Genomic DNA, 25,167 nt, shown 5'->3' on the forward strand with positions numbered 1-25,167 from the left:
TCCAGACACAACGTGCAGGCTTGCGCGATTCACGGCAACGCGATCTGCCAAAGTTGCCGTCCGTCTCACTGTACCATAAACCGAAACACACAAAACGATACCTGACGATCAGACCGGCAGGACAACCGTTACCTACTGGAAACTGACTGTTTTCATTTCGGGTCTTCGGCATGTTCGACAAGAAGCTGAACGGACGTCCTGCCATTATATTCATTGGCATCCAGCCGGTATGCCAGCCGGGCGCAACGGGGCAGCATGGTCGTACTGCCGAACTGGATAGCGTCGAAGTGACGACCGTTTTTTTCCAGTTGCAGTTTCAGGTGGCGGTCTTTGAGAATGCGCTGGTTCAATACGGTGAATTCGTCGCAAAACAGGGGAGGCGGAAATCCGTGTCCCCAAACCTGGGCATCCAGCAAGTGGATGAAATCCAGACTGAAACAGTCATCGTCAAGAGAACCGTCCGTTTCGACCAGTCTTTCCAGTTGCGTCTGGGTCAGCCAGTCCTTTGCCACCGCCTCGAACGCTTCGGAAAAAACCTCGAATCCATCCGCTTTTAGCGTCAGACCCGCCGCCATGGCATGCCCTCCGAACTGGACAATCAGGCCAGGATGCCGCTTGGCGATCAGATCCAGTGCATCACGCATGTGAAATTCCGGAATGGAACGGCCCGATCCTCTCAGTCTGCCATCCTTGCCGGCAGCGAATGCCATCGTCGGCCGGAAATATTTTTCCTTGATACGGGACGCCAGAATACCGATGATGCCCTGATGCCAGTCTTCGGACAGAACACAAATCGTCGCCCGGTTTTCCGGCTGGAACCGGGCGATTTTTTCCCTGGCTTCCAGGCGCATGTCCGCCTCGATTTCCCGCCGCTCGGTATTGATCCGGTTCAGTTCCTCCGCCATCTGCAATGCACGGGATGCATCATCCGTCAGAAGACATTCGATCCCCAGTGCCATATCCGACAGACGGCCGGCGGCATTCAGCCTTGGCCCCAGCGCAAACCCGAGATCGAAAGGAGAAGCCTTCCGGCAATCCCTGCCTGAAACCATAAACAGGGCCGCGACCCCCGGTTGCATGATTCCCGAACGGATACGACGCAATCCCTGTGCCACCAGAATCCGGTTATTGGCATCGAGCCGGACCACATCGGCAAACGTGCCCAGCGCCACCAGATCGAGCAAATGATCCAGACGCGGCTGGGTACTTTCATCGAAGACATGCCGCAGCCGCATTTCGGCTCTCAGTGCCAGAAGGACATAAAACATGACACCGACCCCGGCCAGATGCTTGCTGGGAAAAGGGCAGCCGGGCTGGTTGGGATTGACGACAATGCAGTTCTTCGGCAATTCATCGCCCGGCAAGTGATGATCGGTCACCAGTACTTCCATCCCCAGCGCTACAGCCCGCCCGATCCCTTCCAGACTGGCGATACCGTTATCGACGGTAACCAGCACTTCCGTTCCGTGATTTTTTTTCGCTTCATCCACAATGGCCGGCGTCAATCCGTATCCGTTATCGAAACGGCTCGGTACCATGAAATCGACACGGGCGCCCATCAGTTTCAATCCGCGAAGCGCAACGGCACAGGCTGTGGCACCATCGCAATCGTAATCCGCGATAACTGTCATTTTCCGGCCACCGGCAATTGCATCGGCCAGAAAAACGGCCGCCTTGCCAATATTGAGCAACTGTTTCGGCGGGATCATGCCGGAGAGTCCGGTAGACAGTTCAGCCGGTTCGGATATACCCCGTGCCGCAAAAATCCGCGCTAAAACGGGATGTATACCGGCATCGTGCAAATGCCGGAAACTCTGCAGGGAATAGGGACGGACGGCAATTCGGGTCATGACAGCGAAAATCCTGTACGGATACAGAACGGGAAACAGTCAAGGTCAAGGCTGAACCTGTTTCACAAAATTGTCATTTTCGCATTTTTTCCGTTGCACGGGGAATTTTTCCGCTGCCTGTCAATTTTTCCACCGCGAAAAGCCGTCACCCACCATACCGGCTTTTCTGTTCCGACATCGCCCATGCGCTAAAGCAAGAAGACAGGCGATCAATATGTGACGCCAAACCGAATATATGGCAAACTGTGCCATCTTGCCGGGAGTATCACGTTGAAAATTTTTTCCAATCTGCCTTTCGAATGGCTCGTCGGCCTGCGCTATATCCGTTCTGGAAAACGCAGTGGCCGCAACCGTTTCATCTCGTTCATCTCGCTGATATCGATGACCGGTATCGCACTGGGTGTAGCGGCACTCATCATCGTCTTGTCGGTCATGAACGGTTTCCAGAAAGAAGTCCGCGACCGGATGCTGTCCGTTCTCCCCCACATCGAAGTCCAGGACGTTTTTGGTTCACTGCCAAACTGGCAGAAAACGGCGGCCACAGTCCGTGAAAACCCGGAAGTGACCGGTACGGCACCTTACGTGATCGGGCAGGCCCTCGTGACCCGCAATGACCTGATGCGTGGCGTAATTGTGCGTGGAATCGAACCGCAGGAAGAACCCAACGTTTCGGAAATTACCCGCCAGTTCAAATTCGGCAAACTGGGTGATCTGAAGCCCGGATCGTTCAATATCGCCATCGGCAAGGAACTGGCCCGCGTACTGCGTATCGGTCCCGGAGACAAACTGACTGTCGTCATTCCGCAAGGGCAGGTGACTCCTGCCGGCGTTCTTCCCCGCCTGAAACAGTTCACGGTCACCGGCATTTTCGAAGCAGGCCATTTCGAATTCGATTCCACACTGGCATTTGTCAATATGGAAGATGCCATGCGCATGTTTCGTACCAATTCACCAACCGGATTACGCGTTCAGATCAAAGACATGCATGAAGCTCCTCAGGTAGCGCATGAATTGAGCCTGCTGCTTTCCGACGACGATGTCATCGTGCGCGACTGGTCGAAACAGAACCGCAACTGGTTCGCCGCCGTTCAGACCGAAAAGAAAATGATGTTCATCATTCTTATGCTGATCATTGCGGTCGCCACATTCAATCTCGTTTCTACCCTGGTCATGACCGTAACGGAAAAACAGGCGGATATCGCCATTTTGCGGACACTGGGCGCCTCTCCCCGTTCAATCATGAAAATTTTCATGATACAGGGCGCACTGGCTGGCATTTTCGGTACACTGATCGGAACAGGGTTCGGCATTCTCGTCGCTGTCAACATTGACGTCATTATGCCTTTTATCGAACGCCTGTTCGGTTTCCAGCTTCTGCCGAAAGACATTTATCTGATCAGTTCGCTGCCATCCGATCTGCAATGGAAGGATGTATTGCTGATCGGGGGGGCATCCATCGTCCTGTCTTTTCTGGCGACACTCTATCCCAGCTGGAGTGCTGCCAAGGTCAACCCCGCGGAGGCATTACGCTATGAATGAAACAGTCTTGTCCTGTGAAGGATTGTGCAAGACATTCCGGCAGGGAGAATATGCCGTTGACGTACTCAATGGCATCGATTTCGAAGTGAGGGAAGGGGAACGTATCGCTATCGTCGGTGCTTCCGGGTCAGGAAAATCGACTCTGCTGCACCTGTTGGGTGGTCTGGATATTCCGACAGCCGGTTCGGTGACCCTGAAAGGGCAGAAGCTCGCCACCTTAAACGAAGCGCAACGCGGTGAACTGCGCAACCGCGCGCTGGGTTTCGTTTACCAGTTCCACCATCTGCTGCCTGAATTTTCTGCACTGGACAATGTCGCCATGCCCCTAATGATCCGCCGGGAAAAACGTGCTCTGGCCCACGAGGCCGCACACCGGATACTGGCACGTGTCGGACTGGAAAACAGGGCCGTTCATGTACCGGGAGAACTCTCAGGCGGAGAGCGCCAGCGTGTCGCGCTGGCCCGAGCGCTTGTCACCCATCCCGCCTGCGTTCTGGCGGATGAACCGACAGGCAATCTGGACCGTACGACGGCACAGCAGATTTTCGATCTGATGCTGGAACTATCCACCACGCTCAAAACGGCTTTTGTCATCGTCACGCATGATACGGAGCTGGCCCGGCGATGTGACAAAATTTACCGCATGTCGGAAAAAGGACTGTTAAAATTACCGGAATAAACCAGATTATTCCGCAATTCGTTTTCTCAATACTCCCGGTCATGTGGATCGATACCCATTGTCATCTTGACGCCCCCGAATTTGCAGGGCAGGAAAGCCGGATCGCCCGTGATGCAGAAAAAACGGGCATCAGACAAATCGTCATTCCATCCATAAAAAGCGCCAGCTTCGGGCAGGTCGCCGCGCTGGCCCATACCTGCAACAATTATTCGTACGCGCTGGGAATCCATCCCATATACGTGGCCGACAGTTCGGAAAACGATTTGGAAATCCTCGACAAAGCCCTGGAAAAAGGCATGGCCGATCCCAGGCTGGTTGCCATCGGAGAAATCGGCCTCGATTTCTACATTCCCGAACTGGCCCGATCACCTCTGCGGGAAAAACAGGAACATTTTCTGGAAGCGCAATTGAAAATGGCCCGGAAATACGAATTGCCTGTTTTACTGCATACCCGGCGCTCGGTCGATACCGTTTTAAAACATCTTCGCAAACAGAAAATCCATCTGGGAATCGCGCATGCTTTCAGCGGCAGTTTCCAGCAGGCCAAAGCTTTCATTGATCTGGGATTCAAGATCAGTTTCTGCGGAACCGTCACATATGAACGGGCACACCAGCTCCGCAAACTGGCTGTGGAATTGCCGATCGACACCATGGTAATCGAAACCGACTCGCCCGATCTCCCACCGGCATGGAAAAACAGGAAAGAAAACAGTCCATTGGAGTTGCCGCGTATCGGAGAACTGATCGCCGGACTGCGGAACATCTCACCGGATGAACTGGCGATCCGAACCAGCCACAGTGCCTGTTCTGCCATTCCGCGACTGGCTCCGTTACTTGCAAAAGGATAAATGCATAGTGCGATTGTCGGCTTCATCTTCGGTATAGCATGGCTCTACCAGCAATCAACACTTCCCAATAAAGCCGTTCTGTCTGGCATCGCAATCCTTTCGTTTTTCTTTCTGTGCCTTTCCTTCTTCCCGCAGTTCACCCGTCGCCTGCCGCTGGCGGCTCCGGTCTCGAGAGCCATTGCCGGATTCGCCTTCGGTATCGTCTGGGCATCAATCCTGGCCTTTCAGGTTCTGAACCAGAATCTTCCGGAAGCCATGGAAAATCGGGACATGGTTCTGACCGGTACCGTTACGTCCTTGCCGCAACTCTCCGAAGACGGTGTCCGCTTCCGGTTTGCCGTCGAAAAAGCCGTTTACGAAAACCGGCCTGTCACCATCCCCGACAAAATCATGCTTTCATGGAACAACGGCCATGCTCCTTTTGTCGGCAAACAGGCCCGCAACGTGCTTCCCGGGCAGAAATGGCAATTCAATGTCCGTCTGAAACGGCCTCACGGCAATGCCAATCCCGGTGGATTCGATTACGAACTCTGGCTTTTCGAGCAGGGTATCCGCGCTACCGGCTATGTCAGCAACGACGCCAGATTGCCTTATCAAAACGATTTGATCGAACCATTCGTTTTCTCACCGGCCAACATGATTGATCTGATCCGTTACCGGCTCAGGGATCGTATTTATCGTGCATTGCCTGAATGCGAATATGCCGGGGTGATTGCGGCACTGGTCATCGGCGACCAGAATGCCATTTCCCAGTCGGACTGGGAAGTTTTCAACCGGACAGGCATTTCCCATCTGGTCGCCATTTCCGGCCTGCACATCACACTGGTATCCGGGCTTTTCGCCGGGCTGGCCAGCGCTCTCTGGCGACGTTCCTTTTTCACGAAAAGACAATTACCGCTTCTGCTGCCCGCCCAGAAAGCGGCGGCTGTCGCCGGCGCATTCATGGCACTCGTCTACGTGGCACTGGCCGGTTTCGGCATACCGGCCAGAAGAACACTCTGCATGATCGCCATCGTCGCACTGGCATTGTGGAGAGGACAGTTGACCCGTTTTTCCCATATCCTTCTGTCCGCAGCCGGTATCGTTCTGTTTTTCGACCCGGTCGCTCTCATGAAGCCGGGTTTCTGGCTGTCATTCGGAGCAGTCGCCTGTATTCTGTACGCAACAGCAGGAAGAACACAGCGGATCGATGAAAAAGCAACCGGTTTCGTCCGGTTGCGCCACAATTTTGCCAGTGCTGCCCGGACGCAATGGGCCGTTACCGTCGGTCTGGTTCCGTTGACCATGCTGTTTTTTGGCCGGATATCCGTGATCGGCCCTGTCGCCAACGCCATCGCCATTCCGGTCGTCTCCCTTTTCATTACACCGCTGGCCCTGCTCGGCAGCATTCTGCCTTCGCCACTGACCGGCATGGTTTTAAAACCCGTCCATGCCGTCGTCAGGCTGCTGGCCGTATTTCTCGAATGGCTGGGCACTTTTCCGTTTGCCGTCTGGTCTGCCCCGGCCCCTTCCTTTTACCTGATCGTTTTCGCAATGGCCGGAACACTCTGGATGCTTGCCCCCAAGGGCTGGCCCCTGCGATACGTCGGCGCACTCTGCTGGTTTCCGCTGTTTTTATCCGTACCGACACATCCCGGCTATGGTGAAGCGCATATCAACGTTTTCGATGTCGGGCAGGGAAGTGCCGTCTTCATCGAAACGCAAAAACATCGGCTGCTGTTTGATACCGGCCCCTTGTATTTACCGAAATCGGATGCCGCCGACCGAACCATTCTTCCTTATCTGCAATCCCGGGGTATCGGAAAACTTGACGCCATAATCGTCTCCCATGGCGACAACGACCATTCGGGCGGACTGCTTACACTGACGAGAGAGATCCCCGTCAGCGAAATCCATTCATCCATGCCGCCCGATTCATTGCTTGTCAGAGTCCTTCCAAAACACAGGCCATGTCTGGCCGGACAACGCTGGGAATGGGAAGGCATCCGTTTTGAAATCCTGTATCCCGACAGTGACGATTATCTTGACAAACCAAATAAAACCAATAGCTTAAGTTGTGTTCTTAAAGTATCAAACGCAAAATATTCTTTTCTTCTGACAGGTGATATCGAAAGTGGAGAAGAAAGGGAACTGGTCAGCCGTCACGGCAATGAACTGCAATCGGATATCCTGATCGTTCCGCATCACGGCAGCAAAACCTCCTCAAGCTGGCCGTTCCTTTTTTCCGTCAAACCCCGTATCGCTGTTTTTCAGGCCGGTTACCTGAACCGTTACCGGCACCCCCATGTTCAGGTCACGGATCGTTACGATCTCATTGAAACCACCGGCTATCGTACGGACAGGGATGGTGCCATCCTGTTCTGGATGGGCGATACTCTGGAAGAGAAAAACTATCGCACGATACGGAAACGATTCTGGCACACTCCCCGCAATGCCGGCCGGATTTCCGGAAACGCCCCCTGACAGGCGGAAAAGGACAGGGGAGGCAACGCGGATCGGGTACAGGAAAAGCCTCTGTTACTGTCCCGGAAAAAAACAGGCGGTCTGACCCTCCAGCCATCATCGGAAGTTGTGCAAGGAAACAACAAACGGAATTTTGCCGCACATGCCGGGACATGCTGCGTGCCTTGTGCATTCGACCGTTTTCTATCGGTATCATGCTGTACCGGATGAAACGTCTCGCCGTTTTTTGATCCGGAGAATGGCTTATTGCACACGCTTTTTTAAGTTATAATTTGGATTTCCTGCTACGTGCCCTGAGCACTTTCTGTAATGACCAAGTTTGTATTTGTCACAGGCGGCGTTGTTTCATCCCTCGGTAAAGGGATCGCCGCTGCATCTCTTGCCGCCATTCTGGAATCGCGCGGCCTGAAAGTTACCATGATCAAGCTGGACCCGTACATCAACGTGGATCCCGGTACCATGAGCCCGTTTCAGCACGGTGAAGTTTTCGTGACCGACGATGGTGCGGAAACCGATCTCGATCTGGGCCATTACGAACGATTCATCTCCACCCGGATGCACAAGGTGAACAATTTCACCACGGGACAGATTTATGAATCCGTCATTCGCAAGGAACGGCGCGGCGAATATCTGGGCAAGACCGTTCAGGTCATTCCCCATATCACCAATGAAATCCAGAATTTCATTTATCGCGGCGCCAAAGGTTACGATGTTGCGCTAGTCGAAATCGGTGGTACCGTCGGCGATATCGAATCGCTGCCGTTTCTGGAAGCGGCACGCCAGCTGAGTCTTCGCGCCGAAAAGAATTCGACGGTTTTCATTCACCTGACGCTGGTTCCCTATATCGCCTCCGCCGGTGAACTGAAAACGAAACCGACCCAGCACAGTGTCCAGAAACTGCGCGAAATCGGCATTTATCCTGACGCGTTGCTCTGCCGCGCCGACCGGCCGATTCCTGAAGACGAACGCGCCAAAATATCCCTGTTTTCCAATGTACGGGAAGACGCGGTCATTTCCGTCTGGGATGCCGATACCATTTACAAGATTCCGCAAATGCTCCACGACCAGGGACTGGACGCCATTGTCTGCAAGAAACTGGAACTTGATCCGCCACCGGCCGATCTGTCGGTGTGGACCAAGCTGGTCTACGCACTTGAACATCCTGAAAGGGAAGTCTCGATCTGCATGGTCGGGAAATACGTCGATCTGACAGAATCCTACAAATCCCTGATCGAAGCGATCCGCCATGCTGGCATCCATACCGGCTGCAAGGTCAATATCGACTTTCTGGATTCGGAGGAAATCGAATCGAAGGGAACGGATCATCTGGCGAAATATGACGCGATCCTTGTTCCGGGCGGATTCGGCAAACGCGGTGTGGAAGGAAAAATCGCCACGGCGCAATACGCCCGTGAACACAAGGTGCCTTATCTCGGCATCTGTCTCGGCATGCAGGTGGCCCTGATCGAATTCGCCCGCCATGTTGCCGGACTGTCAAACGCCAATTCGACCGAATTCGATCCCGACACCGACCAGCCGGTTGTCGCCCTGATCACCGAATGGCAAAACCGCAGCGGGCAAATCGAACAACGCGACGAAAATTCCGATCTGGGCGGTACCATGCGGCTGGGAGCGCAGACCTGTGCCGTCGAACCCGGAACACTGGCCGCCGAAATTTACGGCAATGTCGTTACCGAACGCCATCGCCACCGTTATGAAGCCAACAACCTGTACCTTGACCGCTTGAAAGAAGCCGGACTGGTTGTTTCCGCCCTGACACCGACAGAGAAACTGTGCGAAATCATGGAACTGCCCCGGACCGGCCCGCATGCCCATCCCTGGTTCATCGGCGTTCAGTACCATCCTGAATTCAAGTCGACTCCCCGTGATGGCCATCCGCTCTTTACGGCTTTCATCAAGGCGGCAATCGCCAACAGACAAGCCCGCGAAACAAAAGGAAACAATGCATGAAACTTTGCGGTTTTGAAATCGGACTCGACAAACCGTTCTTTCTTATTGCCGGTCCATGCGTGATCGAATCCCGCCAGCTGGCGATCGATACGGCCGGCGCCTTAAAAGAAATGACATCCGAACTGGGAATCCCGTTCATTTACAAATCGTCCTACGACAAGGCAAACCGTTCGTCCTCCTCGTCTTTTCGCGGACCGGGTATGGAAAAAGGGCTCGACATCCTGGCCGATGTCAAAAAACAGTTCAATATACCGGTATTGACCGATGTTCATACCGAATCGGAAATCGTGCCGGTCGCCCGGACAGTTGACGTCCTGCAAACACCGGCTTTCCTGTGCCGCCAGACAGACTTCATCCAGGCCTGTGCCCGTTCCGGCAAGCCCGTCAATATCAAAAAAGGACAGTTCCTTGCTCCGGACGACATGACAAACGTTGTGAAAAAAGCGAAAGAGGCTGCCCGGGAAGCCGGTCTTTCGGAAGACAGTTTCACCGTCTGTGAACGGGGAGCGTCGTTCGGCTATAACAATCTGGTTTCCGATATGCGTTCCCTGTCCATCATGCGCAAAACGGGCTGCCCCGTCGTATTCGACGCCACCCATTCGGTCCAGTTGCCGGGAGGACTGGGCGATGCCTCTGGCGGACAACGTGAATTCGTCCCTGTTCTGGCCCGCGCCGCCATTGCCGTTGGCGTCGCCGGTCTCTTCATGGAAACACACCCGAATCCGGCCGAAGCGAAATCCGATGGTCCCAATGCCGTCCCGCTGGACCGCATGAAAGAACTGCTGACACAACTCATCGCACTGGACAAAGTCGTCAGGCAGGGTAATATGTCGAGTTTCACTTTTTAAACGTATCAGTCATTTAGCTTGGGAGAAATTTATGAGCGCAATCGTTGACCTCATCGGACGCGAAATTCTCGATTCCCGCGGCAATCCGACCGTCGAATGTGACGTCCTGCTGGAATCAGGTGTCATGGGGCGTGCCGCCGTTCCTTCCGGAGCCTCTACAGGATCGCGCGAAGCGATCGAATTGCGTGACGGCGATGCCGGCCGTTACAACGGAAAAGGCGTACTGAAAGCCATCGAACATATCAATACCGAAATCGCCGAGGCGATTATCGGACTGGACGCCAGCGAACAGGCGTTTCTGGACCGTACCCTGATCGATCTGGACGGAACGGAAAACAAGAGCCGTCTGGGTGCCAACGCCATGCTGGCCGTTTCCATGGCTGTCGCCAAGGCGGCAGCCGAAGAAGCAGGACTGCCGCTTTACCGTTATTTCGGCGGTTCCGGTATCATGCAATTGCCCGTTCCGATGATGAATATCATCAATGGCGGAGCCCATGCCGACAACAATCTGAATATTCAGGAATTCATGATCATTCCTGTGGGAGCCCGTACCTTTTCCGACGCTGTCCGGTGCGGTGCGGAAATTTTCCATACCCTGAAAAAAATCCTTCAGGAAAAAGGGCTGACGACATCCGTCGGTGACGAAGGCGGTTTCGCGCCTTCCGTTGCCCATCATGAAGAAGCCATTGAACTCATTATCACCGCCATCGAAAAGGCCGGTTACGTTCCTGGCACCGATGTCTGTATCGGCCTGGATTGCGCCGCCAGCGAATTCTACCGGGATGGGAAATATCACCTGACAGGAGAAGGACTGGTGCTGACATCGGAAGAATTCACCCATTTGCTGGAAACATGGTGTGACAAATACCCGATCCTTTCCATCGAAGACGCCATGTCGGAAGACGACTGGGAAGGCTGGGCCTATCTGACGGAAAAACTGGGCAAACGCGTCCAGCTGGTTGGCGACGATTTGTTCGTCACGAATACCAAGATCCTGCGTGAGGGAATCCAGAAGGGCATTGCCAATTCCATTCTGATCAAGATCAACCAGATCGGAACACTGACCGAAACGTTTGCCGCGATCGAAATGGCAAAACGTGCCGGTTATACCGCTGTCGTTTCCCATCGTTCCGGTGAAACGGAAGATTCCACCATCGCCGATATCGCCGTCGGAACCAATGCATTGCAGATCAAGACCGGTTCGCTTTCCCGTTCCGACCGCATCGCGAAATACAACCAGCTCCTGCGTATCGAGGAAGATCTTGGAGAAGTCGCAAGCTATCCTGGCAAAAGCGCGTTTTATAATCTGAAATAAACAACCCAGGGCCGGTAAAATCAAAAGGAATTACCGGCCCGTTTTTTGAATGCCGATCGACCCTGTCAGGATCATGGAAACCACGATGCGTCCGATCACAATCGTACTGGCAGTCCTGCTGATCATCATCCAGTATCCTCTCTGGCTGGGGAAAGGAGGGTGGTTGCGTGTCTGGGAACTGCACAGGCAGCTGGAAGCCGTTCAGGCCAGAAATGAAGAACAGCGACTGAAAAACGCCAAACTCGCATCCGAAGTCCAGAGCCTGAATGAAGGAACAGAAGCGATTGAAGAACGTGCACGCAGCGAACTTTCCATGATCAAAAAAGGAGAAATTTTCATCCAGCTGCTGGAAGATCCCAAAGATGACAAAAAAACCACAGATTTAACAGAAAATCAGATCCGGAAAGAGTGAAATCTATTCCTTTTTAGCGAAATTGATTTATAATTTTCAGATCAGATTGATTCAGACAGCTGTTTAAGTGATTGAACAAAAAACTGAAAAAAGTTTGACAAAGTCGTCGGGATCGATTATAATTTTTTTCTCAATTCCTCGATAGCTCAGTCGGTAGAGCGACGGACTGTTAATCCGCAGGTCCCTGGTTCGAGCCCAGGTCGAGGAGCCAGAATTCAAAAGGCCTATGAATTTCATAGGCCTTTTTCATTTCCGGAACCACCACTTTTTCCACCATTTGACCTGTCTGGAAAAAATACGACAGGAAACTTTTTTCCGGTCAATCCATCTCCGGAAACGACCGGTCCGTCCCATTAACAGAACAGACAACATCGCCTATCCATTCTCTGACCTGCCGACACAGCCGTTCAGGAAATTACTGTCCATTTCCCCACGGAATTTTTTCGCCGGGAAAAAAGAATATCTTTTCGCTGAACCCGGTTTACACCATCAGGCATGACATAACGTACCGCTGTATCCGGCCGTCTGTTAAATGATCAACCAGACATTGCAACCGTCGTCCGATACACCGCCATTCCGGTGTATGTGCAATGCCTTTCCTTATCGTACAATCAAACCGAACGGCAGTCCTTGGCGCACGCTTTCGAAACCGGTAATCATTCCTTGCAAACCTGTCCCATTTTCGTCAGGCGATACGAGGTTCCGTCAGTACGAAAACCGTTCTCGCCAGAATTTCCTCAGGGACTCCGAATATTGCCGCTGTTGTGCCGGAAGATTTCCGGACACCGGGAACGTCATACGGAGTCTGGCCAGAAGCTTTCGATTTACCGTTCACCCCCAACTCCATAAACGGATTTTCTCTCCGGCAATATCCATACATTCATTCCGAAAAAATATTGTTTTGATGGAAAAAAACGTTTCGGTATCTCGGTATATAATATGAAAATTCGATTCGATGCATGACAGGAAAATCCCTGTTCCACCCTAACGAACCAAAGGATAAAGATGAAAAATTTAATTGAAATGTACGTCGTGGAAGGTCACAAGGCCTGTGACCTGGCCTGCCAGTTTCTGGAATCCAGAGGCATACCTTTCAAGAAGATCGTTGTCGGAATCGACATGAACCTGGCTGTTGAAATGTGGGCACGGTCCGGATGCCACACCTTGCCGCAGATTTTCATCGGATACGACCATGTCGGCGGTCTTCCCGAGCTGCTGGATATGGCGGAAAGCGGTGAACTGGACAAAGTGCTGGCCGAAAACTGACGCGACCGCTTCCGCGAATGACCGGACGGATTTTCGACCGGTCCGGCGGCAGAACCGGACGGGAAAATTCCGGAAAGGGTAACAGAAGTTACCCTTTTTTATAAAATGCCAGCATCCTGAATCGGCCGGACAGGGTCTATTCTGCCTGTCATGTTGTCATTACGGGTTATTTCCCACGGGAATCGTTCCAGAGTGAAATAGCATTCCCGATTCCTGTAAAATCCAATCCTTTAAACATGATTCCCGGAACATCCAGGAAAAGGTGTTCCGCGTTTTCCAGCCGTTGGACTGAACTTACATGAAATTTGTTGCGATTGCCTTACCTGTCATACTGATTGCCGCCGCCGGGCTGGCAGGTTGTGACCAGACCGAAAAACCGGCTTCAGCCAGCGTCAGCCGGGATGCAATGAATTCCCCTGACATTGAAAATGTCTCTTCAGTGAAACTTGACCTTTACACCCGGGCATATTATCTGCTGATGAACAGTCCTGACAGTCTCCGGCCATCCTACAATACCTTTCATCAGGCAAGAAAAGCGAAAATCCCCGACGATATCCGTTTCTCGTCATCCGCCAGCCTTGAAAAAGGACTGGAACTTTTCAAAAAAGGACTCGCCATTCATGGCGGCGGCATGGATGATCTCGATGAAGCCGTTCGCGATACGCTGCTTGCAGGCTTCCGGCTGCAAAAGGATGAACTCGAACTGGAACCCTATTTCCGCAAACAGGAATACCGTGACGACCAGCTGGCGAAAGCAAAGGCATCCTATATGACCATACAGGCCGACTACGAAGCCATGTTTGGTTACATGGACAAAATCGAAACACTCCTGTTCAAATACAGAAAAACCGAATCCGAAAAAAGAATGGCCGTTTTCCGCGAAAAGAAAGACTGGCTGGGTTACTATACCGAAGAAAGTCTTCTGAACGCCCAGGATTTGCTGGCGCTGTTCAGTGAATCGGATGATTCGGTCAAAAATACCGACCTGTATTCCAGAGGCGATGAAATTCTTCTCCATCTGGAATCCTCGCTTGTTTCCCAGCGCAAGGCCTTTGAAGAAGCACGCAAAAACAACACGAAACATATCGGAGACTATTCCGCCATCAATCGTATCCTGACAAGTTATATCGGGAGTTATCGCGATCTCAGGCAACACAAGGCAATCGGTGACCTGTCTGCCATGTACAAGAAGTACAACGATGCACTTGTAGCCTACAGACGTGCCAGCCGCTTCCAGAACTGAACCGGCCGGCTACGCGGATTGACAAAAGAACAATAAATAGCATTCCACCGGTCTTTCCGGCTGGCTTTCCCGGGATATTTCAGTTATCTTAGATTTCATCCCCGTCGCAGAAAAAAACAATGAAATATCCCATTCTTTTCCGGCTGGCCCTGTTTTTCGTTTGTCCGCTTTCCCTGTGCGGCTGTTACTATGCCATTCCGACCATCGTCGAAGCCGTGAACCAGAACCGGCTGCAATCGGAATCCGAAGGTGCGATACTCGAATCAAATACCGGAGCACTCAAATTCGTCTCGAACAGCGACAAAATCACGGCAGAGAAGCTCAACGCCTATATCAGGGGATACAACTGCATTATGGTCGGTTCATGGAGTCTGTGGCCGTCATACAATACCTTCACGAACCATACCCTGAAATCCCGATCAACCGACACGATTTCCTTTCCCGTTGTCGATGGTCTGGAAAAGGGGCTGGACTGGCTGAAAAAGGGAATATCATACGAACAGGTTTCCATGCCGGAACTGGATGAAGCGATTGCCGCCTGTATCGCCGCCGGTGAAAAACTCTATACAGACGAACAGACAAGCCTGCCATATTTCAGAAACCAGATGTACCGTCGTGACAACATGGCCGGAGCGAAAAAAATCTTTCCGGTTCTGCAAAAAGATTACGACAATATGATCGCCGCCATGAACAAGGCCGGTTCCATCCTGATCGGCATGCAAAAAACGGAAACGGAAAGACGGATGACCGCATACCGTGCCCAGAAAACCATGGTGGGTTACAACACGGAAAAAAGCCTTCTGTACGCCCAGGAAATCGTCATGCTTTTCAACAGTCCAGAAAACAGTATTGCAGACAGGGAAAAATACATCGAAGGCGACAGGCTGATAGCGGAAATGACAACAGCTCTCGCCACGCAGCGGAAAATACTGAACGATGTTTATCCCCTGCGCGACAGAAGTGGAGGAGTGGACAGTATCCACGATCATCTGACGGAAATGATCGCAAGCTACCACATCATGAAAAAGAAAAAAACCGCACGCTCGTTCAACCGCATGATGAAACGTTACAGCGACGCTATCGAAAGTTACAACCGTTCCCTCAAATTTGCGCGACCGATATAGAAACGGATTCTCATGACGCCATCATTGCCGCCATCACCGTTTATTTCATCCATGGCTTCAGCTGAAAGACAAAAAGACAAGCTTCGTAACATGTTTTCATAGCCCGTCCGGCTCTATCGCCCATATAATCTGACCGGATACGCCACAACACCAGGAAAGGAATTTCATGACAACGCCTTTTGACAATCTTATCGAATGGTTCGGACAACTTCCTTCAAAATACCGGCAGGATCTGGCTTCGGAAATCGCCATGCTTATGCCCGGTATCGACGTCAATCCCTATCATCGCAAATTTCTCGATGACTTCATGGAACAGCTTGATGTATTCAGAAGAAAAGGAGTCCACAAGGAATACGGTCTGTTACTGTGCTTGAAAGTTCTGATCGATGACATCATCACCGTGAAAAATCGTGAAAATGCAAACTGGGAGAAAGAAAAAAATGAACTCGAGGAGCTGGTCAACATGACGGGAAGCTGTTCATTCGCCACGGCAGCATCCGAAAAAGCCATGCAATACAGTGAATGGAAGGCCATTGCCGAACAATGGAACGGACTGACCCGTCAACTTCTGACACCGGACAGCATCGACCTGTGGCGACAATCCGTCTCACCATCCGGACACATGGCCTGACATCTGTCCGGTAAACGCTCCATTCCCTGTTTCATGGCGAAACAGGGGAGAGCGCCCCTCAAACCGGCCCGTTCCGAAAAAAACCGGACATTCCGCTTCCGTATTCAATATCCTTTTCCTGGCCCGGAACCGAAAAAGCTGTCTCCGGCACTTCTCTCATAATCGAACGCGATATGCAGTTCCTTCGAAAAACCGGCTGCCTATCAGATATCGCCCGTTGCAGAACTGATTCTTCCGATACAAGAACACCGACTACACACGATATATCGCAAGCCTGTTGCTAAAAAGTGACGGTAGAGCACATTAATAATGATAATTATTCTCATTCAATAATTTTGTCTCTAAAATCTCTTCCTGCGTACACACTAGCAACAGTTTTTCAACGATTCATTTTCAGGACTTGCAATAATGAATAAAAAATTACTCGTCACTTTAATGGCTATGGGACTGACAGGCATTGCACATGCCCAGACCAACGTCACCATTTACGGTACGGTGGATACCGGTCTGATCAAGGAAACCGGCTCCGACGTCCGCATGGGCAGCAACGACGATAGCCTTATCGGCTTCAAGGGCACGGAAGAGCTCGGTTCCGGCATGAAAGCCACCTTCCAGCTCGAAAGACGTTTCGATCTGAATAACGGCGTCAAATTCTCCGGCAACAACGCACTCGATATTCTCCAAGGGGCGGATCCTGACGGGGAAGACGGGGTCGAATGGCAGGGTGCCGCCAACGTCGGTCTGCAAGGAGATGTATGGGGTGCTGTCCGTCTTGGCCGTGTCAATAGTATTCTCATCGAAAATTTCGGTGATCTGGATCCGTTCGCTGTCACGGGTGTTGCTACTGCCCTGGTTGGCAATAATATCCTGTATTCCGAACAGCTGGCCAACACCATCCGCTACGATAGCCCGAGCTGGGCTGGCTTCGGCTTCAGCGCCAGCTATACGCTTGGCCAGGATACCCATCATGGTAATGGCAGCGATATCTTCGGTGGCAAGGGATATGACGACTATGGCAATGACGGTTTCGGCATCGGCCTGAAATACGACAACGGCCCGCTGATGCTGACCGCCAACTATGAACGGCTCGCCGATTCCGACAAATCCTGGCTGTGGAACGCTGGCGGCGCCTATACTTACGAAGGTTTCACTGTTTCCCTCGGTTATCAGAGTACCAAGGTCAAAAGCGCTGCTGCCTATGTTCTGGCCGATGTCGATTCAGAAATCGATCAGAAAGACTGGCTGGTCGGCCTGCAGTACAATACCGGCCCGCATACCGTCAAGTTCTCGTATAACCGGGGTGAAGTCGAAAGCCATACCGAATATGACGGCAAGGCCAACAAATACTCGCTGGGTTACACCTACGATATGTCCAAACGGACTTCCCTGTACGCGATGGTCGCCTATACCGACAGCGATAACGATTCCGTCGGTGAAATCTACAACAGTAACGGGGTCGCCGACGATTCCGTCACCGGTGTCCAGATCGGTATCACCCACAATTTCTGATTTCCTTATCAAGCAGGGGCAAAAAACAGGTTGCCGGCTTACGCCGGCAACCTGTTTTTTAATAGCGCCCCCTCAACATATCGCTTGCCATCTTATAAACCGTTTCCGATCTGTCATGGGATCGGGAAAAACGACATAAAACCGGCAAACGATTTACAAGCTGTTTTTCCGCATCCGTTTTTCACCTCTCATGAATCAACAATCGTGAATGCATATTCCGTTTCCCTACCTAACCGGACATTTTGACATTTTTCATCATTCTTTATTCACATGACACTTTTCAAAATTCCAATCAGCCCCACGCAAACACTCCGGATTCTCCCTGCGACCAACACAATCAACGATACCGATCAAAACAGGAACCACAGCTCGAGTCCATATCGAATCCCGAAAAGACGAAAATAAATGACTTGCAAAACAGTCATAGAAAACAGTTTCTTATCGGAATATCTTTATATGGATTATTAGGATATTTTTCCGACTGTTCCGCTTATTCACGGTAACATCCCTTTCAGAAACGGCCCTCCCGATTTACCGACACCGACCCCTTTCACTGCCTCAAATCATTTTTGGGGAAATCCCATTCACGAACCGGTAACCATCATTCCGGTTTCATTGTCACTTTGGATTGCCGATTTCATATCCATAAAAAATGTCCGGTATCATTCGCCTTTATATCGTGACAATCCCCGTTTTATTCACTTTACGTTTTTACGCTTTACGCCGCTTGCGAAAAGTGCGAAACCATTTCATACCAACAACATTTTCCTCAACCTTCCCGACAGAAACCGGATGATGAAACAACGGTGTACGACACCAATCTGCTAACATACAAAATCCGCCGACAGGAGAACGATACATGCAGTGCACGATAGAAATTTTCGAACGGGGACAATGGAAACCCTGCTGCCTTGTCGAAACAGACGCACCGGAAGCGGGCCCAACCTCGCCTTCCATACTGAGTTATTTCCCGTCCTATATAAAAGAAGGGACATTACCGGTATCCCTTCATTATCCGATCCGTTCCGAACCATACCGGCTCGTCCACTGGCCGTCGTTTCTGCTGGATCTGATACCGGATGGAGAAGGGCGCGAATACCTGCTCTATGAACATCATCTTCCCGACAATAAAGCCCTCGACTGGCAACTGATGCTTCTTGGCGCCATCAATCCACTCGGTAATCTGAGAATCCGGGAAGCGTACGAAGCATACCGTCAGCATCTTGCCGGCAAAGCAGCCACATGGATCGAACGTGGCTTTACGATCCAGGAAATTCTGGAACGACACGAGGATTTTGTCGAATATCTGGAAGAACACGGCATGCTTTCCGCCGGAACGACCAGTATTCACGGCAAGACGCCCAAATTTCTGATGACACAGGGAAAAGATGGCCTCTGGTATGCCGACGCGGCCTTGCCGGATGAAAAATCGGCCCGTCACTTTCTGGTGAAACTGTCGCCCGGACGCAATCTCGCAGACTGGAAAGTGCTTGAAAACGAAGCAGGCTATCTCCATGTGGCCCGTGAAATGGGACTGTTCGTTTCCCATGTGCCGAAATGGCAAAGCGATATGTTGTTCATTCCCCGTTTCGACCGGGAAGTCTCGGGAAACGGCGTGATCCGTCATCCCGTCGAAAGCCTCGTTTCCCTATGCGGAATCGCCGACGAATCGGTCATGCCAAGCCAGAATGCTGTACTGAAAACTTTGCGCCGGTTCGCCAGTGCCCCTGCGGACATGACATTGGAATATATCAAGCGCGACATGCTGAACATGGCCCTGGGCAACACAGACAACCACCCCTGCAATACCGCCATGGAATCGGTAGGTGGAAAAACCCGTCTGGCACCGCTTTTCAACTTCGCCCCGTCACATCTTCTGATCGACGATATTTCCCGATCACTGGAATGGGTCAACGAAAAAGGGGAAATTCTCGATGACTGGAACGAGATCATCGGCACACTCGATCTGCCCGATGAAGAACGTCATCCGATGAAAAATGAACTGAAACGGTTCAGTGAAAAACTGGCCTTTCTGTCAGATATCATGAAAAAAGCGGGAATCGACGACGACATCATCGAAGCCCGCTACTACAGTATCGCCAACTTGCGCACCCAACTAAAAGAATAAAGGGCAATGACAGTCATGTCATTACAACAAGACGTGATTGACGACAAAAAATACGGGAAATAATAACCAACACAAAAACAGACCGTCAATAAACAGGACGCAATTCACGAACATACCGACCTTCGTAAGATTGACATCCTGAAAAATAATACCTATTATACATATAGGAATTATATGGAATAAAGGAGGCATACATGCACATCCAAAATCTGCGTGGAATATTATTTTCCGAATGTTGTTGTGGTATGGCAAACGTAAAAGCGATGGCAAAACGACCAGTTTTGTCTGGACACAGGCTATACCATTCCACAAAAGAAAATGAAATACCAATTACTTAAAACACTAATTCTTCCTCTTGCAGTCACAATAACTCTTGCAACCGACCTGATCTGGACGGATACAACAGAGCATCCTGTTGCAGAATTTCCCTGGTTTGCCGCAGCACTTCTTTTTCTGCTCGTTATAACAGTTCTTTTCTTCTTCACAGCCCTGTTTTTTCCCCGCTTCAGGGAGATTTACCAGGCGAAATCTCCTTTCTACAGCGGAATCATTCTTTTTTTGTGCCTGATCAATATACTGACGGCCAAAACAGCAACCTTGCCAGTATTGTACTTTCCCACCCTTGACCGGATTTTCGGTGTACTGGCAGAAGAATCTCTTTTCATAGGGAAATGCCTTCTTTACTCTTTGCGTCTGCAGCTGACCGGCTGGTTTTTCGGTGCTCTGGCAGGAATAGGAACCGGTATCGCAATTGGTTTCAGCCACCGTATCCGGTACTGGATCCATCCTCTGGTAAGAATACTCGGACCGATACCGTCTACAGCCTGGATTCCGCTTGTACTGGTCAGTTTTCCGGGAACGGTTTCCGCAAGCGCTTTCCTGATAGCCCTGGCGGTCTGGTTTCCGACAACGGTTCTGACGATGAACGGCATCGCCAATATTCCCAATTCATACTTCGAAGTCGCTGCCACAATGGGAGCCAGTTCACGTTATGCAATCTTTCATGTCGGCATACCGGCAGCCATGCCACACATGTTCATCGGTCTTTTCAACGGAACCTGTGCATCATTCATAACCCTTGTCACAGCTGAAATGCTGGGCGCCAAATACGGGCTCGGCTGGTACATCAACTGGCAAAAAGACATGATGGCCTATGCTCACGTCTATGCCGGACTGATTGTCATGTCACTGGTTTGCTATTGCATCATCACGCTGCTTTTCCAGCTGCGCGACAAAATTCTTGTATGGCAGAAAGGGGTCATCAAATGGTAAATGGTATTGTCATTTCCGGAGTAAACAAACTGTTTACCAATACGCAAAATGAAACGGTCACAGCACTGTCCGATATCCATCTGGAAATTTCCTCCGGTTCCTTCACCTCTCTGATCGGTCCGTCCGGTTGTGGCAAATCGACGCTTTTGCGTCTGATCGCCGGGCTGATCAGACCGGATAACGGGACATTGGCACTGGATGGAAAAGCGATTGAAAAACCGGGAAGCGACCGCGGTTTCATGTTTCAGGAACATACACTGTTTCCCTGGCTAACCATCAGGGACAATATCGCTTTCAGTCTGCGCGCCCAAGGAATTTACAGAGAAATGTCATCCCGGGTTGACGAATTTCTCGAACTGGTTGGCTTGAAGGATTTCGGAAATTACTACCCACACCAGCTCTCAGTAGGGATGTGCCAGAGAGCCAGTCTGGCCCGCGCCATCGTCAGTCATCCCAAGGTACTGCTGCTGGACGAACCGTTCGGAGCACTGGATGCCTTCACCCGCATGAACATGCAGGATGAACTGCTCCGGATATGGAAAGAACGCAACATGACCATGATCATGGTCACTCACGATGTAGATGAAGCGATTTATCTGTCCGACCGGATCGTCGTGATGTCTCCCCGTCCGGGAAGAATCACAAAAATCCTCAATGTGCCATTCAGCCGTCCCCGCGCGCGAAGCAGCAACGAATTTCTCCGATGTCGAGGAGAAATACTCCGTCTGCTGGACTTTGGCGGAACAGTCATGGAACCTGAATTCTATCTCTGAACCACTTGCCCGGTCAGATCCCCGTTTTTTATCAGTAACCAAAGGAAAATCCAATGAAGAAAACTCTTGTCTATCTGTTTTTGGGACTGTCTGCGTTCGTTCTGGTCGCATGCAGTACCAAAAACAACGATCCTTATCATTTGCGTATAGCCTATTCGCCATCCTTGTGCCAGGCACCTCTGCACATCGCCGTCGAAAAGGGTTTTTTTGAAGCGGAAGGCATCAAGCCCGAAAATATCCAGCTTGATGCCTCTCATGCACAGGAAGCTGTCGGAACCAATCAGGTTGATCTCGGCTTCGGTCTGGTCAGCAAGTTTCTACAACCTGTCGAAAACGGACTTCCGGTCAAATTCATCGCAGGCATTCACAATGGTTGCATCAAGATACTGTCCCTGAAAAAATCCGGCATCACATCCATCGCTGATCTGAAAGGTAAACGGATAGGTGTTCCAGCCTTGTCGGATGCAGCGACCCTGATTGCAAAACGTGCTCTTTTGTCTGAAGGAATCAGTGTGGATGCAAAAAATCCGGAAGTCGAATTTGTCGTGTATTCAAGAAACGATTTGCCGCAGGCGCTGCAAAAAGGTCTTATCGACGTTATTGCCCTGAATGACCCTGTTGCCACCATAGCAGAAGAACAACTGGATCTGGCCGTCATTCTGGATACATCGAAAACGCATCCTTTCGATGAGGAATACTGCTGCGTCGTTTTCATCACATCGAAGCTGGCCAGCGAACGTCCGGAAATTGCCGCTGCCGCAACCCGGGCCATCCTGAAAGCATCGGCCTGGGTACAGGAACATCCCGAAGAAGCGGCAAAAATCCAGCTTGACAAGAAATATGTATCCGGTGATCTGGCATTCAACACAAAACTGTTGAAAAGTTATAACTATCATCCTTCCATACAGGGGGGGTATAACGCCATTGAACTGAATGCCCGGCAATTTGCGGAAATCGGCATTCTGAAAAAGGGAACAGACTCAAAGGCTTTCGCTGACCGCGTTTATCTTTTTCAGAAAAACGTGCCCGACAGTTATACCGCTGCCGATGTTGCCAATGTGAAATAAACCGGTTTCCTTGAACATGCGGAAAAACTGACGGCCCGGCAGAAGAGCGATCATGCAAAGGGCCGTCATCAGAAAAGAACATCCATCATGGCTAAAAAAGACATTATTCTCAGCTGTTCGGATTGCGCAGCACTGGCCTGCAGGGCAAAAAACGAATCCAGATATCCCGCTTTCTGTCTGACGGAACATGTCGATAACGATCAACTGGCGAAAGTCATGAAAATCTATGAAAACAATCAGGAAATGGGAGATATTTCCCGTGTATCTGCCGGTATCGAAGGCGAATTCTACGGCCGGCTGACTCGCGTGGAAGAAACGATCAAATTCATTCAGCGCATGGGTTACCAATATATCGGCATTGCATCGTGTGTCGGTCTGATGAACGAAACACGGATTTTTTCAAGGATCCTCAGAGCATTGAATATCAAAAGTTACACCGTCGGCTGCAAGGTCGGTGCCATAGACAAGACGGCAGTCGGTGTACCGAACGAAAAAAAACTCAATGGCGGATGTGGTCATGAATCCATGTGCAACCCGATCATGCAAGCCAAAGTTCTGGAAAAGGAAGGAACCGATTTCAATATCGTCATCGGACTGTGCGTCGGACACGACACCATGTTCCTCAAATATTCGGCTGCACCGACTACCGTCATGATCGTCAAGGACCGTGTTCTGGGACATAACCCGGTGGCGGCACTTTACACGGCCAATACAATTTATTCCCGATTCAAGGAAGAACTCAAAGTCGGGAAATAAGTGAAAAAGAACTGTACCGCTCATGGGGAAAAAATCATGAGCTGTACAAGATGAGGCATCTCATTCTCCTGACGGGAATTTTTCCTCAGGGATTGATTCAGGTATCGCCGAAACAAGCAAGAAATTTAACGAGAACCATATCATGCAAAATTCGATAAAAAACAATCCGTCTTCCCTCAACGATCAAAACACATGGGGAATCGGAACACAATGTATCCAGGCAGGGTTCGAGGCAGCAGTCGGAGGACCGCGTGTTTTGCCAATTTACCAGACGGCATCCTACAAATACGAAGACGTGGATCAGGTCGAACGCCTGTTTGCACTTGAGGAAAGCGGTTTCAAATATACCCGCACAGGCAATCCCACTCTGGCGGCCTTTGAACAGAAAATGACTATTCTGGAAGGTGGTACTGGTGCTGTGGCTACCTCGACCGGCCAGGCCGCTGTTCTGCTTGCCGTCGCCAATCTGCTAAGGGCAGGGGATCATCTGGTTTCCGCCAGAACCATATATGGCGGTTCCCATGTACTTTTCGGAACGACTCTGAAAAAACTCGGTATCGAAACAACGTTTGTCAATCCGGAAGACCCTGTGGAAGAACTCCGCAAGGCATTCCGTCCCAATACCCGCTTAATCTTTGGGGAAACAATCGGCAATCCCGCGCTCGACATCCTGGATTTCGACAAGTTTTCCTCACTGGCGCACGAATTTGACGTACCTTTCATTGTTGACAATACTCTTGCAACGCCTTTTCTTTGCCAGCCATTTCATCACGGCGCCGATATTGTCGTACATTCGGCAACAAAATATATCGGAGGACAAGCTACTTCATTGGGAGGAATGGTCATTGATGGAGGTTCCTATAACTGGAACAACGGCAAATTTCCCGATTACGTCGAACCTGACCGGCTTTATGCCAATACATCCTACTGGAAAAAATTCGGACGTGCCGCTTTCATATCCAAGGCCCGCGCCCAGTACCTAAGAGATTTCGGCGTCACCCTCAGTCCATTCAACGCCTTTCTGCTCAATCTCGGGCTGGAAACACTCCATCTGCGCATGCCCCGTCACTGCGAAAACGCACTGGCGCTTGCCGAATTTCTCGAAAACCATCCACAAGTGAATTGGGTCGTCTATCCGGGACTGAAAAATCACAGAAGTTTCCCGCGTATCCTGAAATATTTCGATTACAGCGGCGCAAGCGGAGTTCTGACTTTCGGCCTGAAAGGCGGTTCGGCTGCCGTACGGGAATTTGTCAAGGCACTGAAACTGGCATCGCTGGTCGTTCACGTCGGCGATGCACGGACAATGGTACTCCATCCGGCAACAAGCACCCATTCACAGCTTTCATCCAGGGAACGTCTTGCCGCAGGCATCCCGGATGACATGATCCGTGTATCCGTCGGCATCGAAGATGCCGACGACATCATCAGGGATTTTGATCAGGCACTCCAGAAAGCAAAAAGGAAATAAAC

The 25,167-nt window shown here is 51.0% G+C and carries 21 protein-coding genes and 1 tRNA gene; 20 read left to right on the forward strand and 2 right to left on the reverse strand.

Going from position 1 to position 25,167, the window contains the following annotated elements:
* Positions 1 to 152: 152 nt before the first annotated feature.
* Positions 153 to 1,850 (reverse strand): single-stranded-DNA-specific exonuclease RecJ, encoded by a 1,698-nt coding sequence (gene recJ / locus NB647_RS06805; RefSeq protein ID WP_269282577.1) that lies wholly within the window; start codon positions 1,848 to 1,850, stop codon positions 153 to 155.
* Positions 1,851 to 2,120: 270 nt separating this feature from the next.
* On the opposite strand from recJ, the gene NB647_RS06810 reads away from it, so the two are divergent.
* The 9 genes from NB647_RS06810 (at position 2,121) to NB647_RS06850 (ending at position 12,136) form a co-directional block, all read left to right on the forward strand.
* On the forward strand, positions 2,121 to 3,389 hold the full coding sequence (locus NB647_RS06810) for a lipoprotein-releasing ABC transporter permease subunit (protein WP_269282579.1): 1,269 nt from the start codon (positions 2,121 to 2,123) through the stop codon (positions 3,387 to 3,389).
* A complete protein-coding gene (gene lolD, locus NB647_RS06815) occupies positions 3,382 to 4,068 on the forward strand; it encodes a lipoprotein-releasing ABC transporter ATP-binding protein LolD (RefSeq protein WP_269263858.1) in 687 nt (228 codons plus the stop codon). The genes NB647_RS06810 and lolD overlap by 8 nt, the downstream gene beginning before the upstream one ends.
* A 41-nt stretch (positions 4,069 to 4,109) precedes the next feature.
* Positions 4,110 to 4,916, forward strand: coding sequence for a TatD family hydrolase (locus tag NB647_RS06820; protein WP_269282581.1), 807 nt, complete (start codon positions 4,110 to 4,112; stop codon positions 4,914 to 4,916).
* Positions 4,917 to 7,379, forward strand: a complete 2,463-nt coding sequence (locus tag NB647_RS06825; RefSeq protein WP_269282583.1) for a DNA internalization-related competence protein ComEC/Rec2 — start codon at positions 4,917 to 4,919, stop codon at positions 7,377 to 7,379.
* A gap of 309 nt (positions 7,380 to 7,688) precedes the next feature.
* Positions 7,689 to 9,350, forward strand: coding sequence for a CTP synthase (locus NB647_RS06830; protein ID WP_269282585.1), 1,662 nt, complete (start codon positions 7,689 to 7,691; stop codon positions 9,348 to 9,350).
* Positions 9,347 to 10,198, forward strand: a complete 852-nt coding sequence (gene kdsA / locus NB647_RS06835) for a 3-deoxy-8-phosphooctulonate synthase (protein WP_269282587.1) — start codon at positions 9,347 to 9,349, stop codon at positions 10,196 to 10,198. The genes NB647_RS06830 and kdsA overlap by 4 nt, the downstream gene beginning before the upstream one ends.
* Before the next feature lie 31 nt (positions 10,199 to 10,229).
* Complete coding sequence (gene eno, locus NB647_RS06840) at positions 10,230 to 11,513, forward strand: phosphopyruvate hydratase (protein ID WP_269278999.1); 1,284 nt, start codon at positions 10,230 to 10,232, stop codon at positions 11,511 to 11,513.
* 85 nt (positions 11,514 to 11,598) lie between these two features.
* Entirely contained in the window at positions 11,599 to 11,925 is a 327-nt protein-coding gene (ftsB, locus tag NB647_RS06845) for a cell division protein FtsB (protein WP_269282588.1), read from the forward strand.
* Positions 11,926 to 12,060: 135 nt separating this feature from the next.
* Positions 12,061 to 12,136 (forward strand) — tRNA-Asn (locus NB647_RS06850).
* A gap of 474 nt (positions 12,137 to 12,610) precedes the next feature.
* Here NB647_RS06850 and NB647_RS06855 read toward each other — a convergent pair.
* Complete coding sequence (locus tag NB647_RS06855) at positions 12,611 to 12,760, reverse strand: hypothetical protein (RefSeq protein WP_269282590.1); 150 nt, start codon at positions 12,758 to 12,760, stop codon at positions 12,611 to 12,613.
* Between the two features lie 170 nt (positions 12,761 to 12,930).
* On the opposite strand from NB647_RS06855, the gene NB647_RS06860 reads away from it, so the two are divergent.
* The 11 genes from NB647_RS06860 (at position 12,931) to NB647_RS06910 (ending at position 25,165) form a co-directional block, all read left to right on the forward strand.
* Positions 12,931 to 13,191, forward strand: a complete 261-nt coding sequence (locus tag NB647_RS06860) for a glutaredoxin domain-containing protein (RefSeq protein ID WP_269263866.1) — start codon at positions 12,931 to 12,933, stop codon at positions 13,189 to 13,191.
* Between the two features lie 298 nt (positions 13,192 to 13,489).
* Positions 13,490 to 14,434, forward strand: coding sequence for a YiiG family protein (locus NB647_RS06865; protein WP_269263867.1), 945 nt, complete (start codon positions 13,490 to 13,492; stop codon positions 14,432 to 14,434).
* A gap of 119 nt (positions 14,435 to 14,553) precedes the next feature.
* A complete protein-coding gene (locus NB647_RS06870) occupies positions 14,554 to 15,558 on the forward strand; it encodes a DUF3829 domain-containing protein (protein ID WP_269282592.1) in 1,005 nt (334 codons plus the stop codon).
* 166 nt (positions 15,559 to 15,724) lie between these two features.
* Positions 15,725 to 16,189, forward strand: coding sequence for a hypothetical protein (locus NB647_RS06875; protein WP_269263869.1), 465 nt, complete (start codon positions 15,725 to 15,727; stop codon positions 16,187 to 16,189).
* A gap of 408 nt (positions 16,190 to 16,597) precedes the next feature.
* Positions 16,598 to 17,698 (forward strand): porin, encoded by a 1,101-nt coding sequence (locus NB647_RS06880; protein ID WP_269282594.1) that lies wholly within the window; start codon positions 16,598 to 16,600, stop codon positions 17,696 to 17,698.
* A gap of 859 nt (positions 17,699 to 18,557) precedes the next feature.
* Positions 18,558 to 19,826, forward strand: a complete 1,269-nt coding sequence (locus tag NB647_RS06885) for a type II toxin-antitoxin system HipA family toxin (RefSeq protein ID WP_269282597.1) — start codon at positions 18,558 to 18,560, stop codon at positions 19,824 to 19,826.
* A 318-nt stretch (positions 19,827 to 20,144) separates the two neighbouring features.
* On the forward strand, positions 20,145 to 21,098 hold the full coding sequence (locus NB647_RS06890; protein WP_269282598.1) for an ABC transporter permease: 954 nt from the start codon (positions 20,145 to 20,147) through the stop codon (positions 21,096 to 21,098).
* Entirely contained in the window at positions 21,092 to 21,871 is a 780-nt protein-coding gene (locus NB647_RS06895) for an ABC transporter ATP-binding protein (protein WP_269282600.1), read from the forward strand. The genes NB647_RS06890 and NB647_RS06895 overlap by 7 nt, the downstream gene beginning before the upstream one ends.
* 53 nt (positions 21,872 to 21,924) lie before the next feature.
* Entirely contained in the window at positions 21,925 to 22,938 is a 1,014-nt protein-coding gene (locus NB647_RS06900; RefSeq protein WP_269282602.1) for an ABC transporter substrate-binding protein, read from the forward strand.
* An 87-nt stretch (positions 22,939 to 23,025) separates the two neighbouring features.
* The gene (locus tag NB647_RS06905) at positions 23,026 to 23,694 is read left to right on the forward strand and encodes a DUF1847 domain-containing protein (protein WP_269282604.1); all 669 of its coding nucleotides are present in this window, start codon (positions 23,026 to 23,028) and stop codon (positions 23,692 to 23,694) included.
* Positions 23,695 to 23,836: 142 nt separating this feature from the next.
* On the forward strand, positions 23,837 to 25,165 hold the full coding sequence (locus tag NB647_RS06910; protein ID WP_269282607.1) for an O-acetylhomoserine aminocarboxypropyltransferase/cysteine synthase family protein: 1,329 nt from the start codon (positions 23,837 to 23,839) through the stop codon (positions 25,163 to 25,165).
* Positions 25,166 to 25,167 lie beyond the last annotated feature (2 nt).

The organism is Oxalobacter aliiformigenes (genome assembly GCF_027116575.1).
GTDB classification, from domain to species: Bacteria; Pseudomonadota; Gammaproteobacteria; order Burkholderiales; family Burkholderiaceae_D; genus Oxalobacter; species Oxalobacter aliiformigenes.